The 15909-nt window shown below is 58.6% G+C and carries 13 protein-coding genes and 1 other annotated feature; of the genes, 2 read left to right on the forward strand and 11 right to left on the reverse strand.

Annotated features, from left to right (window positions below; all coding sequences use genetic code 11):
- Window positions 1-233 precede the first annotated feature (233 nt).
- On the reverse strand, window positions 234-1205 hold the full coding sequence (locus tag CCE92_RS15275; protein WP_088009489.1) for a ring-cleaving dioxygenase: 972 nt from the start codon (window positions 1203-1205) through the stop codon (window positions 234-236).
- A gap of 107 nt (window positions 1206-1312) precedes the next feature.
- Here CCE92_RS15275 and CCE92_RS15280 point away from each other — a divergent pair, with 107 nt between their 5' ends.
- Both CCE92_RS15280 and CCE92_RS15285 read left to right on the forward strand, forming a co-directional pair.
- Window positions 1313-2071, forward strand: a complete 759-nt coding sequence (locus CCE92_RS15280; protein WP_088009491.1) for an NRDE family protein — start codon at window positions 1313-1315, stop codon at window positions 2069-2071.
- Between the two features lie 42 nt (window positions 2072-2113).
- Entirely contained in the window at window positions 2114-5299 is a 3186-nt protein-coding gene (locus CCE92_RS15285) for a glycoside hydrolase family 2 protein (protein ID WP_088009493.1), read from the forward strand.
- A 74-nt stretch (window positions 5300-5373) separates the two neighbouring features.
- Here the strand turns inward: CCE92_RS15285 and CCE92_RS15290 are convergent, their stop codons facing one another.
- The 10 genes from CCE92_RS15290 to CCE92_RS15335 form a co-directional block, all read right to left on the reverse strand.
- Window positions 5374-6732: a glycosyltransferase family 2 protein gene (locus CCE92_RS15290; protein ID WP_088009507.1), complete on the reverse strand. Its 1359-nt coding sequence runs from the start codon at window positions 6730-6732 to the stop codon at window positions 5374-5376.
- Window positions 6733-6784: 52 nt separating this feature from the next.
- Entirely contained in the window at window positions 6785-7834 is a 1050-nt protein-coding gene (locus CCE92_RS15295; protein ID WP_088009495.1) for a HEAT repeat domain-containing protein, read from the reverse strand.
- Between the two features lie 169 nt (window positions 7835-8003).
- A complete protein-coding gene (locus tag CCE92_RS15300) occupies window positions 8004-8573 on the reverse strand; it encodes an anthranilate synthase component II (RefSeq protein ID WP_088009497.1) in 570 nt (189 codons plus the stop codon).
- Window positions 8570-9928: an anthranilate synthase component I gene (trpE, locus tag CCE92_RS15305; RefSeq protein WP_155522847.1), complete on the reverse strand. Its 1359-nt coding sequence runs from the start codon at window positions 9926-9928 to the stop codon at window positions 8570-8572. Before trpE ends, CCE92_RS15300 begins: the two co-directional genes overlap by 4 nt.
- 49 nt (window positions 9929-9977) lie before the next feature.
- Window positions 9978-10193: a binding site (T-box leader), on the reverse strand.
- A 153-nt stretch (window positions 10194-10346) separates the two neighbouring features.
- Window positions 10347-11711 carry an APC family permease gene (locus CCE92_RS15310; protein WP_241536082.1) on the reverse strand — a complete coding sequence of 455 codons (1365 nt, stop codon included), beginning with the start codon at window positions 11709-11711 and terminating at the stop codon, window positions 10347-10349.
- Between the two features lie 224 nt (window positions 11712-11935).
- Window positions 11936-13060 (reverse strand): M20 family metallopeptidase, encoded by a 1125-nt coding sequence (locus tag CCE92_RS15315; RefSeq protein ID WP_088009499.1) that lies wholly within the window; start codon window positions 13058-13060, stop codon window positions 11936-11938.
- Window positions 13061-13175: 115 nt separating this feature from the next.
- Window positions 13176-13727: an AAA family ATPase gene (locus CCE92_RS15320; protein ID WP_088009501.1), complete on the reverse strand. Its 552-nt coding sequence runs from the start codon at window positions 13725-13727 to the stop codon at window positions 13176-13178.
- Window positions 13724-13936 (reverse strand): KTSC domain-containing protein, encoded by a 213-nt coding sequence (locus CCE92_RS15325; protein ID WP_088009503.1) that lies wholly within the window; start codon window positions 13934-13936, stop codon window positions 13724-13726. The genes CCE92_RS15320 and CCE92_RS15325 overlap by 4 nt, the downstream gene beginning before the upstream one ends.
- A gap of 15 nt (window positions 13937-13951) precedes the next feature.
- Window positions 13952-14860, reverse strand: a complete 909-nt coding sequence (locus CCE92_RS15330) for a DMT family transporter (protein WP_241536079.1) — start codon at window positions 14858-14860, stop codon at window positions 13952-13954.
- Window positions 14861-14921: 61 nt separating this feature from the next.
- Window positions 14922-15909 (reverse strand): amidase family protein (locus tag CCE92_RS15335; protein ID WP_241536080.1); only part of this gene is annotated, 988 nt, incomplete at its 5' end.

Below are 15909 nucleotides of genomic sequence, written 5' to 3' on the forward strand. Positions count from 1 at the left end.
CCTATTTCGACTCTTGCCGCACGACATTTCGACTCTGCACGTCAACATTTCGACTCTGCACCGCCCCATTTCGACTCTGCACCGCCGACATTTCGACTCTGCAGCGCCCTATTTCGACTCTTGCCGCACGACATTTCGACTCTGCAGCGCCCTATTTCGACTCTGCCCCCCCAAAACCCCCACTCACACCAAAAAGCCGGGGCGCTCGCGCCCCGGTGGGTTCTACTCCACTACTAGATCCGTCTCGTGTCGATCGGTTTGATATTCGCTTCGATAGACGCCCGCTGATCTTCCAGGTAAGGCGGCAGCGACAGCATTTCGCCCAGTGTCTCGAACGGCTCGTCGGTTGCGAATCCCGGTCCGTCGGTTGCGAATTCGAACAGGATGCCGTTCGGTTCGCGGAAATACAGCGATTTGAAATAAAACCGTTCGACCAGACCGGAATTGGCGAGGCCCGTCCGGTTCAAGACGTCCGCCCATTTGGCAAGTTCGTCGTCATCCGCCACACGGAAGGCGACGTGGTGCACGCCGCCGACACCCTGCTGTTCCACCGGCAGGAAGTCGTTCGGTTCGACGTGCACTTCCGCTCCCGATCCGCCTTCGCCGGCTTCCATGATGATGATGTCGTCCTGGCCTTCCGCGATTGCGGGCACGCGGGATTTCTCCCGGAAGCCCATGAGCTGGAGCACCTGCAGCGTCGGCTCCGTGTAGCGGACGGTCAGCTTGACGGGTCCGAGTCCGAGGATTCCGTACTCGACCGGCACCGGACTCTTGTTCCACGGCGTTCCGCCGGCGACACCCTGGTTGTGTTCGTCCGACACGAGGGCGAGCCGCTGCCCTTCCGGATCCTCGAAGAAAATGACGTTGCGTCCGGCGAATTCGTCGATCGGTTCGTGCTTCACACCGAATTCGTCGAACCGTTCCCGCCAGTAATCGAGTGCCGCATCGTCCGCCACGCGCAGCGAGGTGCCGGAAATCCCCGATACACCTTCGCGTTTCGGTCCGGCGCCGACGAAATCAAAGAAGGTCAGCTCCGTCCCCGGATTGCCGCGTTCGTCTCCATAAAACAAGTGGTACGCAGTCAAGTCATCCTGGTTCACGGTCTTTTTCACAAGCCGCATGCCGAGCACTTCCGTATAGAATTTCACGTTCTCTTCCGCATCACCTGTAATTGCGGTGAGATGATGGATGCCTTTCACGTTCATCGCCTGTCACCCTTTCGTTTGCTGGATTTCTTCGTTTATTCGCCAGTAAAACACGGTCTCCGATGATGGTTTGGCGTATACTAGTCAAAAAGGGGGCTTTCGCGCAAATGTGTCTTATTAATTTCCAATTCCACAACCACCCGGCCTATAAACTCGTCGTGGCCGCTAACCGGGATGAGTTCTACGGTCGGCCGACGGCGGCGGCCCACTTCTGGGAGGATGCGCCGCATATTCTGGCCGGCCGGGACCTGAAGGAGAAAGGCACGTGGATGGGCATCACGAAGGCGGGACGTTTTGCGGCGCTCACCAATTTCCGGGATCCGGAGCGGGAGACCGACGGCAAGCGGACGCGCGGGGAAATTGTCCGGAATTTCCTGGACAGCGACATGCCGGCGGATGCGTTCATGCGGTCGCTCGACCCGGATGCCTACAACGGCTTCAACCTGATTGCCGGCACGCCGGACGCCTTGTTTTATTTCAATAACATCGAAGGCGGGGTCCAGGAGATCAGCCCTGGGATCCACGGCATCAGCAACCGGTTCCTCGACACGCCGTGGCCGAAGGTGGTCAAGGGGAAAGCCGGGCTGGCAGAGGCGCTCAAGGGCGGCACCGTTGATCCGGAAGAACTGTTTGCGCTGATGCAGCGGGCGGAACCCGCGGCGGATGCGGCGCTGCCGGACACCGGTGTCGGGCGCGACCTCGAGCGCCGCCTGTCCCCGCTGTTCATCAAGATGGAAGAATACGGCACCCGGTCCTCCACTGTCCTGACGGTCAATAAAACCGGTGACGCCGAATTCATTGAGCGCACGTACGATGCCGGCGTGTTCATGGACGAAAAGCGCTTCAGTTTCCGGCTTCCTTCTTAAAAAACACAGGAAAATATGAAATAAAGGAATGGATACTTTTTTATGAAACGATTGATTTGGATCGTGGCGGCCATTGCGCTCGCCGTGCTGCTGCCTTTCATCATCTGGTTCATGCAGCCGGGAGAAGAGCTGGAAGTCGTCATTCTGGATAAGACCGTCCCGGCGGAGAATTACCGGGAACACCACGGCGTGACGTGGCTGCTCAACCATTTCAAGTACACGGGGGCGGATGGCCGTCCTTACAGCACAGCGGACGATTATTTCGGCTTCGTGCCGGATGAAGGAACGGAAAGCTATTCTGTCCGCAGCCTCCCCGCCTCGCTCGCCGGAACGGATGTGATTTATGTGGCGGATACCTATGGAGTGGTTGCAGAAGAACCTGCCTCGAGCGGGAAAGAAGCCGGCAAGGAAACGCCTTCCCAGCTTTACGGCGGACTCGATGCGGCCGAATGGAAGGCGATCAAGGAACAGGCGCTCGACGGCACGGCCCTCATCATGGAATTCAATTCCTTCGCATCCCCTACAGCTGGTGCCGTCCGGGAAGACGTGACGGCTTTTCTCGGTCTTGCCTGGGACGGCTGGAGCGGCCGCTATTTCAGCGACTTATCGGCGGAAGTGCCGGACTGGGCCATCACCCGCTATGAGAATAAAACAGGAGACTGGGCATTCAAAGGCGCCGGGTTCATACTTATCAATGACTTTACAGGCGACGTCGTCGTTTTGTCGGAAGAAGCCGGCGACATCGGCGAAAGCGGCATTTCCCTCGCTTTCACAGACGCCGGACAGGAGTTGTTCGGTCTGGAGACGAGCCCCGCTTACGGCTACTGGTTCGACATCCATACGGCGCTTGCCGGAACGGACGTGCTCGCCGAATATGAGTGGGACCTCCAGGAAGGCGGAAGCGCGAAACTGGACGCGGCCGGTATTCCGGCCGATTTCCCGGCGGTTGTGAGAAAGACCGGGGATACGTCTGACAGGTATTACTTCGCGGGGGATTACGCGGACATCCCGGAAGTGCCGCCCATCCATGCCGCAGCAGGTTTCGCGGCAGTCCGGTCGCTCTTCACCTCCGGAGACACGGACAGCTTTTATTGGAAAACTTATGTGCCGGTCATGAAGAAGATTCTTTCGAGTGCGGGCCGAACAGCAGCGGACACGCCTGATACAGAACATGCGGCGGCACCGCTCCCTTCCGTGCAGGGCATTGAATTCCCGGCGAAGATCGCTGAAGATGATTTCGCGGTTTACCGGAATGGCGGCTGGGAAGAGATTACGATCAAAGGCGTCAATATCGGCATGGGCAAACCCGGCGCGTTTCCGGGCGAAGCGGCGATTACTTACGACGAGTACCTGCGCTGGTTCCGCATGATCGGCGAGCTGAACGCGAACGCCATCCGGGTGTACACGCTGCACCCGCCGGCGTTTTATGAAGCGCTCGCCGCGTACAACGCCGAAGCGGAACAGCCGCTGTACGTGTTCCATGGGGTGTGGGCGGACGAAGCGCCGCTCGAGGAAACGATCGACGCGTTCACACCGGAAATCACGGAAACGTTCCAGGAAGAAATGAAAAAAGTGGCGGACGCCGTGCACGGCAACGCGGTGATCGCGCCGGAACCGGGACACGCATCCGGCACGTATGACGCGGACATTTCGCGCTACGTCATCGGCTGGGTCATCGGCATCGAGTGGTATCCGGGTATGGTCGCCGCGATGGACGAGAAGTACCCGGACCTTGCTGACTATGACGGCGAATTCATTTATACGGAAAACGGCCGGCCGATGGAAATCTGGCTCGCGCAGCAGCTGGATTTCCTGGCAAAGCACGAAATCGCCGAATACGGCACGATGCGGCCGTACTCCTTCACGAACTGGGTGACGACCGACAACCTCGAACAGCCGGCGGAACCGGCTGATATGGAAGATATGGCGACGGTCGATCCAAATCACCTCCACGCGAAAGGCGTCGTTGAAGAAGTCGGATTGTTCACATCCTACCACGTCTATCCGTACTATCCGGAATTCCTCAACATCGAGGAACGCTACACCGAATTTATTGACCACCGCGGCGAACGGAACAACTATGCGGGGTACTTGAACGATTTGAATGCGTCGCACGACATGCCGATCCTGATCGCGGAATTCGGTGTGCCGGCGTCGCGCGGGCAGACGCACCGCAATCCGTTCGGGTGGAACCAGGGCTTCCTGTCTGAAAAGGAGCAGGGCGAAATCGCCGCCCGTCTGTTCGAGGATATCGTGCAGGAGGATCTGCTCGGCGGCCTCCTGTTCACATGGCAGGACGAGTGGTTCAAGCGCACGTGGAACACGCTCGATTACGACAACCCTGACCGGCGGCCGTTCTGGTCGAACGCCCAGACGAACGAGCAGCAATTCGGCCTCCTCAGCTTCGACCGCCATAAAATCGGTGTTGACGGCGAGGACGACTGGGAAACAGAGCCGGTGCTTTCGGACAGCGAGGCGCTGCTCCGGAATGTGTCCGTGACGCACGATGAGCGATATTTGTATATCAAAGCGGAACTGGCGGAAGCCGGTGACGCATTCTGGGATGGCCATGATTTCCGGCTGTATTTCTCCATGCGTGACGGGGCCGGTGTGCCGGTCGAAATCGCGCCGGGCAAGGAGTTTGCCGCCGATTTCCGGCTGACGGTCGACGGCAGCGATGAAGCGCGGCTGGAAGTCGCCGGGGATTACGACAAGTTCTATTACCAGTACGCCCAGCAGCTCAGGATGATTCCGGAGGCTGAAGGCGATATCGCGGATCGATTCCATCCGATCCGGCTCGCGCTCAATAAGCGCTACACCCGGCCGGATACCGGTGAAACGGTGCCGTTCGAGGCGTACGAAACCGGCGTGCTGAAGTTCGGCATCGGCGATCCGGAACATCCGGACTACGATTCCCTCGCCGATTACTACTTTTCGGAAGAGACGGGCATCCTCGAGCTGCGCATCCCGTGGCTCATGCTGAACGCCCGGGATCCGAGCCAGCTTGAATTCGTCGGTGACCTCCAGGAAGATGGCATCACCGCTTCGATGAAAATCGACGGCATCGGTCTGGCCGCGATCGTGACGGATGAAAAAGGCGAAGTCGCCGAGGCGATGGCCGGCGCGCCGGTCCTTTATTCGTGGGAGCCGTGGAATCTGCCGGAGACGGAAGAGCGGCTGAAGAAATCGTATGGCATTCTGCAGGAACTGTTCGGTGAAATCAAATAAAACAAGAAAAGGCTGCACGGAATGTCCGGAGACGTTCCGCGCAGCCTTATTTCTGTTTTATGCATCCCCTTGTTTTATTCCTCTGAAAAAACACCTTTGCGTTCCATGTCCCCCCACTCCGCTTTTTTGCGGAACGAATAAAGAAGCCCCTGGAGCCGCCAGAAGTTCATGAGGATGCGGAACCAGAACGTCTCGGAAAGGGCGTATACATACAGGACGATCACGCTCGAGATGTCGGGGTATTTGTGGTACGTCCACTCCTCGAGCAGGACGGCGAGCGCCGAGATGAGCGAGCCGTACAGCACCATGACGAGCAGCACGATGAACGCGATTTCCGGATCGGCGATGGAAAACACCAGGCCGCCGATGATGATGAAGTAGCCAATCGTTTCGAACAGGGCGCTCAGCAGTTCGACGAACAGAAAGTACGGCAGCGAGAACATTCCGACACCCCGGTATTTCGGGTTGAACAGCATATCCCGATGGATCCAGAGAGTTTCCGCAAGGCCCCGCTGCCAGCGGATGCGCTGCGCTTTCAGGGAAGCGACGGTGCTCGGCGCTTCCGTCCAGCAGACCGGATCCTGGATGTATTCGATTCGCTCGGACGACTTTTCGTCTTTCAGCGACCGATGGATCCGCACGACGAGTTCCATGTCCTCGCCGATCGTACCGGTCCGGTAGCCGCCCACTTTGACGACGCGGTTTTTTTCAAAGACGCCGAACGCACCCGAGATGATGAGGAGGATATTCACGCGGCTGAGTCCGAGCCGTCCGATCAGGAAGGAACGGAAATACTCGACGATCTGCATGATTTCAAGCGGCCGTTTCGGCAGGCGGATTTTCTCCACCTTTCCCTGCACCACTTTGCAGCCGTTGGCGATGCGCACCGTCCCGCCGGTCACGGTGACGCGGCCATTTGAATCGATGATCGGCTTCATCGTCTTGAGGAGCGCGTCCCGCTCCAGAATTGAATCCCCATCGATCGCCGCGAAATACGGATAGTGCGAAAAGTTGATGCCGGCATTCAGCGCATCGGCTTTCCCGCCATTTTCTTTTTCAAGAAGGTAAAGGTTCGGGTGCCGTTCGGATTTGTATGCCCGGACAATGGGGGCGGTCTTGAACTGTTCCCGCACCGCCAGGTCGATCGGCACCATATTGAAGCTGTCGATCATCTTTCGCCCCGTCCCGTCGGCCGATCCGTCATTGACGACGACCACTTCGAACTCGGGATAGTTCAGCGCAAGCAGCGAACGGACGGTGCTGAGGACCCCCGCTTCTTCGTTGAAGACGGGGACGAGGACAGAGACCGGATACGTTCCGTTATCCCCCGATAATTCCTCTATCTGTTCATGGCGGTTGAGTTTCCGTTCACGCCGGATTTTCGGACTGGCGACCAGGAACAGCACGAGGTAGACGAGCCCGGCGCCGATCATATAGGCGATGACGAGCCAGGACAGCACATCGAAAGAAGCTAAGAGCCACCCATCAGGCAACGGAATCGCCTCCTTTCCGCGTAACCATATGCCGGGCGATGTCGCGTGCGAACGGATCCTCGTGCTGTTCAGCGATTCGGGTCAGGAGCGCTGGTCCGGTTTCGAACTTCAGAGCATTGTCGGCAGCGGAAAAGCGGACCCACCAGACGGGGTCCGAAAACAGCGACAGCAGTGCATCCCTGTATCCGCCCAGTCCGCAGGCGCCGGTGATTTTCGCCGCGTACATGCGCTCTTCCCAATGTTCAGATGAAAAGAACGGAGCGATCAGCGCCGGATCCGACAGCCGACCGTAGCTGACAAGGCTCCGCAGGGCTTTCAGCCTCACTTCTTTCCTGCGGTCGGCCAGTTTCCCTTCCACAAACAGGAAGAACGGGGCGCTTTGCTGCTCGCCGCACGTCGTCAGGAACGCAAGCATCAAATTCTCGGTTTCTCCGTCATCCGCCTCCAGCCGACGCTTTACTTCATGCAGCAGCGGCTCATCGAACCGCCGCAGCAGCTCTTTCAAAAGGCCTGTCGAAAAGGATTCCTGGCGGCTGATGAGGAACCCGATGACATCCGGTTCCTGCAGCGCGGTGCAGACACGGAGGCTCTGCCGGCACTCCTCGTCATCGGCCGGCAGCTGCTCCAGCCGGCTGAACACCAGCCTGCGGAGTGAATGGATCCGGAAATCCTCGATAAAATAAAGCGCGTTGACGCGTTCCGCCCACGTTCCGGCCGTCAGCCGCTTTTTATACACAGCGGCTAAATGCCGCTCGGCAGTCGATGAGATCTTCCCGCGGAACCGCTCATCCTTCTGATCCGCGACCAGCTCCGACAGCAGACCCTCCAGCACGGCCGTCCGGAGCTTCTCATTCTCCGGCATGGCCGGCTCCTCCTCCCCGCCTTCCAGATACGTGAGGAAATCCGGTTTCAGTTCTTCCAGCATTGCCGCTTTGCGGTTCTCCGTCCCCAATGTCCTTTTCTTCCACAAAACCAAGTAAACAAGCAGCAGCAACTGGATTGCCGCCAATCCGATTACAAGTCCGATAAAAAACTCAGCCACTTACCTGACATCCCTTCTCTTCGTGTCCCTATTCCTATCATAATGCAGGACTGAGTGCCTGGCACCATTTTTTAGATAGGTATAACGATTCAGAAAATGGGTGCCAGGCACCGAATCAAGGCACCGAATCAGTCATGTGAGCAGGCACCGGATCCAAAAACTGCAGCGTTCACTCCCGGTGCTCAAGGAAATTCAGCACGAGCCGGTCGCCTTCAGGTGTGCCGATCGATTCGGGATGGAACTGGATGCCGGCGAGCGGATAGTCGCGATGACGGAACGCCATGACCGCTCCGTCATCCGAGAAGGCCTGGATATGGAATACCTCCGGAAGCGACGCCCGCTCCGCTGCCAGCGAATGGTAGCGCATGATGGACAGCGGATCGGGCAGGCCGCGGAACACCCCGCTCCCGTCATGGCGGATCACCGAAACTTTCCCGTGCATGATCTGCGGCGCCTGCACAACCCGTCCACCGAACGCCGCAGCCAGCAGCTGATGGCCGAGACAAATGCCGAGGATCGGCGTTGCGTGGTGGATGGCGCGGATCAATTCGAGCGACTGCGGATACTCCCGGGGATGCCCGGGGCCCGGCGACAAAACGACCGCCTGCGGCTGCAGCGCCTCGATATCCTCGACGGAAAACGCGTCGGAACGGATCACCCGCGTCTCATAACCGTGCGCGGCCACCGCCTGGTAAATGTTGTACGTGAACGAATCGTAATGATCAATGATGACGATCATCCGAACACCTCCATCAGCGAACGCGCCTTATGCAGCGTCTCTTCATACTCTTTCTGCGGATCCGAGTCATGGACGATCCCGGCCCCCGCCTGGATATACGCGCGGCCGTCCTTTACTACGAACGTCCGGATGGCGAGCGCCACATCGAGATTGCCGTTGAATCCGAAATACCCGACCGCGCCGCCGTAGACGCCGCGCTGTTCCTCCTCGAATTCCCGGATGAGCTGCATCGCCCGCACTTTCGGCGCTCCCGACACCGTCCCTGCCGGCAGGCACGAAGCGAGCGCGTCGAGCGGATGCATCGCTTCCGCGAGCGTGCCCGTCACTTCCGACACGATATGCATCACGTGCTGATACTTCTCGATTTCCATATACTTAGGAATCGCCACCGTCCCCGGCGCCGCCACACGTCCCACATCGTTGCGGCTCAAATCCACGAGCATCATATGCTCCGCGCGCTCTTTCGGGTCGGCCAGCAATTCCTCCGCCAGCCTACCGTCCTCGTCGGCGTCCGCCCCCCGCGGCCTCGTGCCGGCGATCGGGTTCGTCCGGATCGTCCCGCCCCGCACGGACAGCAGACTCTCAGGCGACGCCCCGACCACCGTATAGTCATCAAACTCCACATAAAACTGATACGGCGACGGATTCTGCTTGCGCAGCCGCCGGTACAGCGTGAACGGATCCCCGCCGAACGCCGCATGCAGCCGCTGCGACAGCACCACCTGGAACACATCCCCCTGCCGGATGTGCGCTTTCGCCTCATCCACCAGCTGCCGGAACACCTTCCCTGCCGTCTCCGATGCGAATAAAAGCGGGCGGACCGCTCCGTTCTCCGCTTCCGTCTCCGGAACCGCGAGCTCCGCTTCCGCTCTGTCCAGGCCCTGTTCACCGCTGAACGAAACGATCGTCACATCCTGTTTCAAGTGATCGAACACGACAGCCGTCCCGTACTGGTGCAGGTGGACAGGCGGCATGCCGAGCGAATCTTTCCGCGTCGCGCCGACCGGTTCGTATGCCCGGATGGCATCATATCCGATATAGCCGACGAGCCCGCCGGCGAACGGGAATTCCGAGCCGGCCGCTGTCTGCGGCACCCGCTCCTTCAGCAGCTCGAGCGGCCGCCCCGGCGTCTCGTGTTTGATTCCGTCCACATGGTCGATTTCGATCAGCGACGACGCCGTCCCGATGAAACTCTTCACCGGTTCCGCGCCGATGAACGAATACCGGCCGTTTTCCGTATGTTTCAGCGAACTTTCCAGCAGGAACTTCCTGCGTCCTTTCAGCCGCTGGAACACCGCGACCGGCGTCAGCCGGTCACCTTCCAGCTTCCGTGTAACCATCTCCACTCCGCTCATCTCCTTTATTTCGCGCATGAAAAAACGCCCGCCGCACGGAAAAATCCATGCAGAGGGCGCTTCACCGCGCGGTGCCACCTCTTGCTGAAGCAGAAACATCCGCTCCGTCTCGAGTCCCGTAACGAGGGAAACGGGCTCCCCTACCCGAATTGTTCAGGGAACCTCTCATAAGTCCATTCATGCGGAAGCCCGGCCAGTTCGCACCCGCCACTGACTCTCTGCCATCGGGCGCATCCACATTACTCCTCTTATTCATCGATTTCTCGGCTATTCTCTGCTCAGCTGTACACGGCTGCCCCGCTCCCGGTGCATCCTGCCGTTTCCGTACAAAAAGGTTTGGTTCATCATAAAGAAAACCGGCCGCGTTGTCAACAGCAGCCTCACACGAAAGGCACGCGCTTATGCGCATGCCCCGGGTTTATTCCTCCAGATTCAGTTTTGTATCCCGCTTCGTCACTTTTAGGAACGCCAGATAGATCAACCCGATCGCAAGCCAGATGAAGCCGAGCGTCTTCGACAATTCATCGAGGCTGATCCAAACGTAGCCGATGATGATGAAACCGATCAGCGGCAGCACAAGGTGCTTGAAGTAGTTCTTGCTCTTTTTCTTTTTGAGGAAGTAGACCATGACCGACAAATGCAGCAGCAGGAACGCCGACAGCGCGCCGAAGTTGATGACCGATGCCAATGCGCCGATCCGCGAAGCGAAGAACGACGTGACGATCAAGGAAATGACCGCGACGACGAGTGTACTGATATACGGTGTCTTGAACTTCGGATGGACTTTCGACAGCACACCCGGCAATTTCCGGTCACGCGCCATGCTGTAGAGCACCCGCGAAATGGCCGCCTGCGCCACAAGGGCGTCCGCAATCCCCCAGGCAACTGCCGTTGCAATGATCGTCAGCCACTTCAGCCAGGCACCGCCGGCAATTTCGGCGATCTGGTAAAACGCCACATCCGCATTCTCGAACGTCGTGTAATCCGGCCAGATGAGCGCCGCGACCCACGTCTGGATGATGAACAGCACCCCGACGACGAGCAGCGAGAAAATGATGGCGTTTCCTACCGCTTTCCTGCCGCCTTTCGACTCTTCCGCGAGCGTCGCGATCGCATCGAAACCGAGGAAACTCAAAACGGCGATCGATACAGCGCCCATGACAAGCCCGAGACTGAACTCGTCCGGGTCATACAGCGGATCCCACGTGAATTCCGCTCCATTCACCCCTTGAGTAATCGCATAGACGCCGACAGCGACGAAAATCGCCAGGACGATCAGTTCGAGGACGATGATGATCTTATTCGCCCGGGCTGTGAACTCGATCCCGATGACGTTGATGACCGTGTTGATACTGATGAACAGAACAAGCCAGACGATCAGCGGCACTTCCGGCACGATATCATGCAGCGCCGCCGCGCTCACCACGTACAGCAGCGCCGGTACGAAAATATAGTCCAATAAAATCAGCCAGCCGGCGACGAAGCCGACAGAATCGCTGATGCCTCGCTGGGCGTATGAATAGACCGATCCTGCAATCGGGAACGCTTCCGCCATCGTCGCATAACTCAGCGCGGTGAAAATCATCGCGACCATGCCGATCAGGTAGGCGAGCGCCACCATGCCGTTCGAGCCCTGTGCCACCACTCCGTAGATGCCGAACGGTGCAATCGGCACCATGAAGACAAGTCCGTAGATCAGCAGGTCCCAAAACGTCAGCGTCCTGTTCAATTCCTGCTTGTACCCTGTTTCGCTCACTTGCTTTTCTTCAGTTGCCACTTGTATCCTCCCCCCTCTTAAATGTCAGAATATTTATATTCTACAGAAAGAGAGGTTTTTTGTATAGAAGATTTTTACGATTACCGGATATTTCGTCCACCTTAACTTATAGCGGCACCATCAGCTTGGGAGGGTGCACAAGTGGCGTTCGAGTGGTGCCTGGCACCGTTTTTCTAAAAATACAGAGTATTATGATTAATGGTGCCAGGCACCAAATGAGGCACCAAATGTTACAGCGACACGATCAGTTTGCCGAGGAGCGCGGTCCGGAACGGGATCTGGTCTTTCACGATGTGCTCGTTTTTGGCGTGCATGCCGCTGCCGGCGGCTCCGAGCCCATCGAGCGTCGGAATTCCCATACTGGCGGTGAAGTTGCCGTCGCTTCCGCCGCCGACCGCCGCTTCGCCGATCCGGATGCCCAGTTCTTCCGCCACCTTCCGGGCATGCTCGAACAGTTCACCGGTACTTTCCGTGCGCAGCATCGGCGGCCGCATGATGCCGCCTTCCACTTCCAGCTTCACGCCTTCCGAATGCGGCGCAAGCTCTTCCATCAAATGATCGATCCGCTCCTGCTCCTCCTCGGTTTCGGTCCGGACGTCGACGCCGAGCGTCGCGGAATCCGCCACGACATTCAGTTTGCCGCCGCCTTCCATCGCTCCGACGTTGATTGTCGTCCCCTTGTCATAATTCGTCAGCGATTCCAAATAAATGATCTGTTCCGCCGCTTCCTTGATGGCGCTCACCCCTTCGTCATGGTGATTGCCGGAGTGCGCCGCTTTGCCATGGATGTGGACGAAGTAACGGGCGGAGCCTTTCCGGCATGTCTTCAGATCACCGGTCTTCTCCACGGGCGGCTCCGTCACGAGCGCGCACATGGCCCCTTTCGCTTCTTCCATGATCACTTCGCGCGCGGACGGGCTGCCGATTTCTTCGTCACTCGTACAGACGTGGATGATTTTTTTATTCAGCGGAATGCCGAGGTCTTTACAAGCCTTCAGCGCCCAAACCGCCTGGACAAGACCGCTTTTCATGTCGAGGATGCCCGGGCCGTAAATGCGGTTCCCCTCCTCCCGGACCGAGAGCGCGCCTTTATTCCACACCGTGTCGAAATGCGACAGCAGCAGCAGTTTTTTATCACCGGTGCCGTACTCGAAACGGAGGTGGTTGCCGTATTCCTCTTCTTCGATCACGCGGGCCGTGCAGCCGAGCCGTCTGCGGTACAGTTCCTGGATCCGCTCGCCGCAGCGGTCCGCCAGCTGTTTATCGGACGACGGCGAATCCGCCTCGACGATGTATTTGATGTCTTCAATGATTTCCTCTATGTGGTCTGCTATGTATTGCTGGATTCGGTCCATCTTTTTGATTGCCTCCCGGATGTAGATAGTTTCAGTATTCCATGAACCGGGCGGAAGTGCCATAGGTTTTAATAAAATATTGACTGGTTGGTGCGGAAGGGGGATCCGTTTGGTGTCAGGAGCGGCTTATCTCGGTCTTGTAGCATCTTATCTCGGTCTCGATAGGTTTTATCTCGGTCTTGAAACCTCTTATCTCGGTCTCGCCACCCTTTATCTCGGTCTTGATGCCGCTTATCTCGGTCTTGACAGGTTTTATCTCGGTCTTGATGCCGCTTATCTCGGTCTTGAAACCTCTTATCTCGGTCTCGCCACCCCTTATCTCGGTCTCGATAGGTTTTATCTCGGTCTTGAAACCTCTTATCTCGGTCTCGCAACCCCTTGTCTCGTTCTTGAAGCGGCTTATCCCGGTCTTGAGTGCGTTTATCTCGGTCTCGCCACCCTTTATCTCGGTCTTGATGCCGCTTATCTCGGTCTTGACAGGTTTTATCTCGGTCTTGATGCCGCTTATCTCGGTCTTGAAACAGCTTATCCTGCTCTCGCCACCCTTTATCTCGGTCTTGAAGCAGCTTATCTCGGTCTTGAAACAGCTTATCCCGCTCTCACCTCCTCCCCCCTCACACACAAAAACCGCCCCCAAAACGGGGACGGTTTCCAGCAGCCTATTCAAAACGCCCGCCTGTACGGGTAGCGGTCTTTTATTTTCTCGGCGAAGTAGCGCCCGTGCGAAGCGGAACTCATGAGCCCGCGGAAGACGTGTTCGGGCACGCCCTGGTAATCGTAGACGCTGCCGTCGCGGAATTCGATGCGCAGCACGCCGTCGAACGGGTTGTATCCCGCTTCCTTCAGATGGGATGAGATCAGCCTGTACATGTCCATTCCGCGATTCCCCTTTCAGTGCTTGACGCCTGCCCGGCGGCGCCGGCGCAGGAGTTCTTCCGCCGCTCCCGAGCCGAGGAGGACACCAGTGACGATGAAAATAAACCCGGCGAAGTGCGCCGGCAGCAGGTCTTCCCCGAGAATCACCGCGGCGCCGACGAGCGAGAAGAAGGTGTTCAAGTTCAGGAAGATGGCCGTTTCCGTCACGCCGACTTTGCCGATCATGTGGTTGTACGTCATGTGGCCGACCGCCGTCGCAAAGATGGCCGACACGATGAACGCGAACCAGATGAACCATGGCGCGTCCCCGAATTCGGTAATCCGCCCCGGCTCGAGCCGCAGCCCGATGAGGAGCAGGATCGATGAGCCGATGATGAGCATATAGCCGGTCAAAAGCCGCGGATCGAGCGTCCTGGCGGCTTTGCTGATGACGATGAAGCTGAGCGCCTGCGACAAGATCGACAGAAAGACATACAAATCGCCGAGTCCCATGCCGGCGAGGCCTTCGCTCCCAGTCAATACAGTAATCGATACCCCCGCCGCGCCGAGGAGAAACCCGATTGACCGCAGCACGGACGGCGTCTGGCGCAGAATCGCCATGGCGAGGAACGCGGTCAATAGCGGCCCGAGCCCGAGGATGAGCCCGCCGTTCGCCGCCGTCGTCCGCTCCAGGCCGAGCGCGATGAAATAATGGTGCGCGACGACACTGAGCAGGCTGCCCGCCACGATGAAGCCGCTCTCCCGCAGAGTCGGCCGGCGGATGAGCCCCATGAAGCCGAGGATGATGAACACGACGACACCCGCCGTCATGATGCGGAACGCGGTGATCGTCACCGGCGGCAAATATTCCACGAGCAGTTTAATGATGGATACGTTGAAGCCCCACAGCACCATGACAGCGGTGAGGGCCAGATAAATTCTCACAGCAGCGTTCCTTTCTTCCGTCAGTTCCAGTCTGATTCCCATAGTGTACCTGAACTTTCCGTCAGAGGGAAAAATTCGGATTCCCTTTCATCCCGACCCACAACTCCGACTTCTCCAGCACAGCCGCCGTCTGCAGCAGCAGCCGTTCCGCACCCTTATTCGCCATGAGCTGGACGCCGAGCGGCAGCCCGTCCGGCGTCACATGCACCGGCACGGAAATCGCCGGCTGCCCCGTGAGATTCGCGAGCTGTGTGAACGGCGTGTACGTCAGGCTCGGCAGGAACATCTCATAGATCAGCTCCTGCTCGTCCGCGCTCGTCTTCGCGCGCGCCATTTTTTCCAATAAACCATGGCGTGACTCAGGGGAATGGGTGAGTTCGCCCACCTTGGGCGCCGCCTGCGCGGTCGCCGGGGTGACATACAGATCGTACGTCCGGTGGAACGCCGCCATATTGGCGGCGGCCGCATCCCACGACGCGATGCTCGCCGAATAATCGGCGGCTGATATGTTCTTTCCCGCTTCCGCCAGAAGCCAGCCTTCGATTTCCATATCATCCGCCGTGAGCGGGCGGCCGGCCGCCCCGCTCAACTGGCGGGTGACGAGCGCCATTTCGCCGCTGTTCATGACGTAGTAGTCCCGCATGAGGGCGACGCCGTCGACACCGTGATCCGCCTCCTCGACATGGTGGCCTTCCCGTTCCAGCCAGCGGACCGTTTTGAGGACCGCTGTCTTCGCTTCGTCGGAGACGGGCGTGCCGACCGGCGATTCGAGGGTGAAGGCGATGTTCAAGGAATTTCCGGGTTTATTCCGTGAAAACGGGGCTTCCAGGGAATTCAGGAATCCGCCCTCCTCGAGGGGGACCTGGAACGCGGCCTCGGGCTGGATGGTCTGCAGGGTGTCGAGGAGCGCCGCGGCGTCGCGCACGGTCCGGGTGAGGGCGAAGTCGATGGACGCGCCCTGCCACTGACGGCCGGTGCCGGGACCGACAGGCGTGCGGCCGCGCGTCGGCTTGAGACCGACGAGGCCGGTGAAGGAAGCGGGGATGCGG

The organism is Indiicoccus explosivorum (genome assembly GCF_002167005.1).
GTDB lineage: Bacteria > Bacillota > Bacilli > Bacillales_A > Planococcaceae > Indiicoccus > Indiicoccus explosivorum.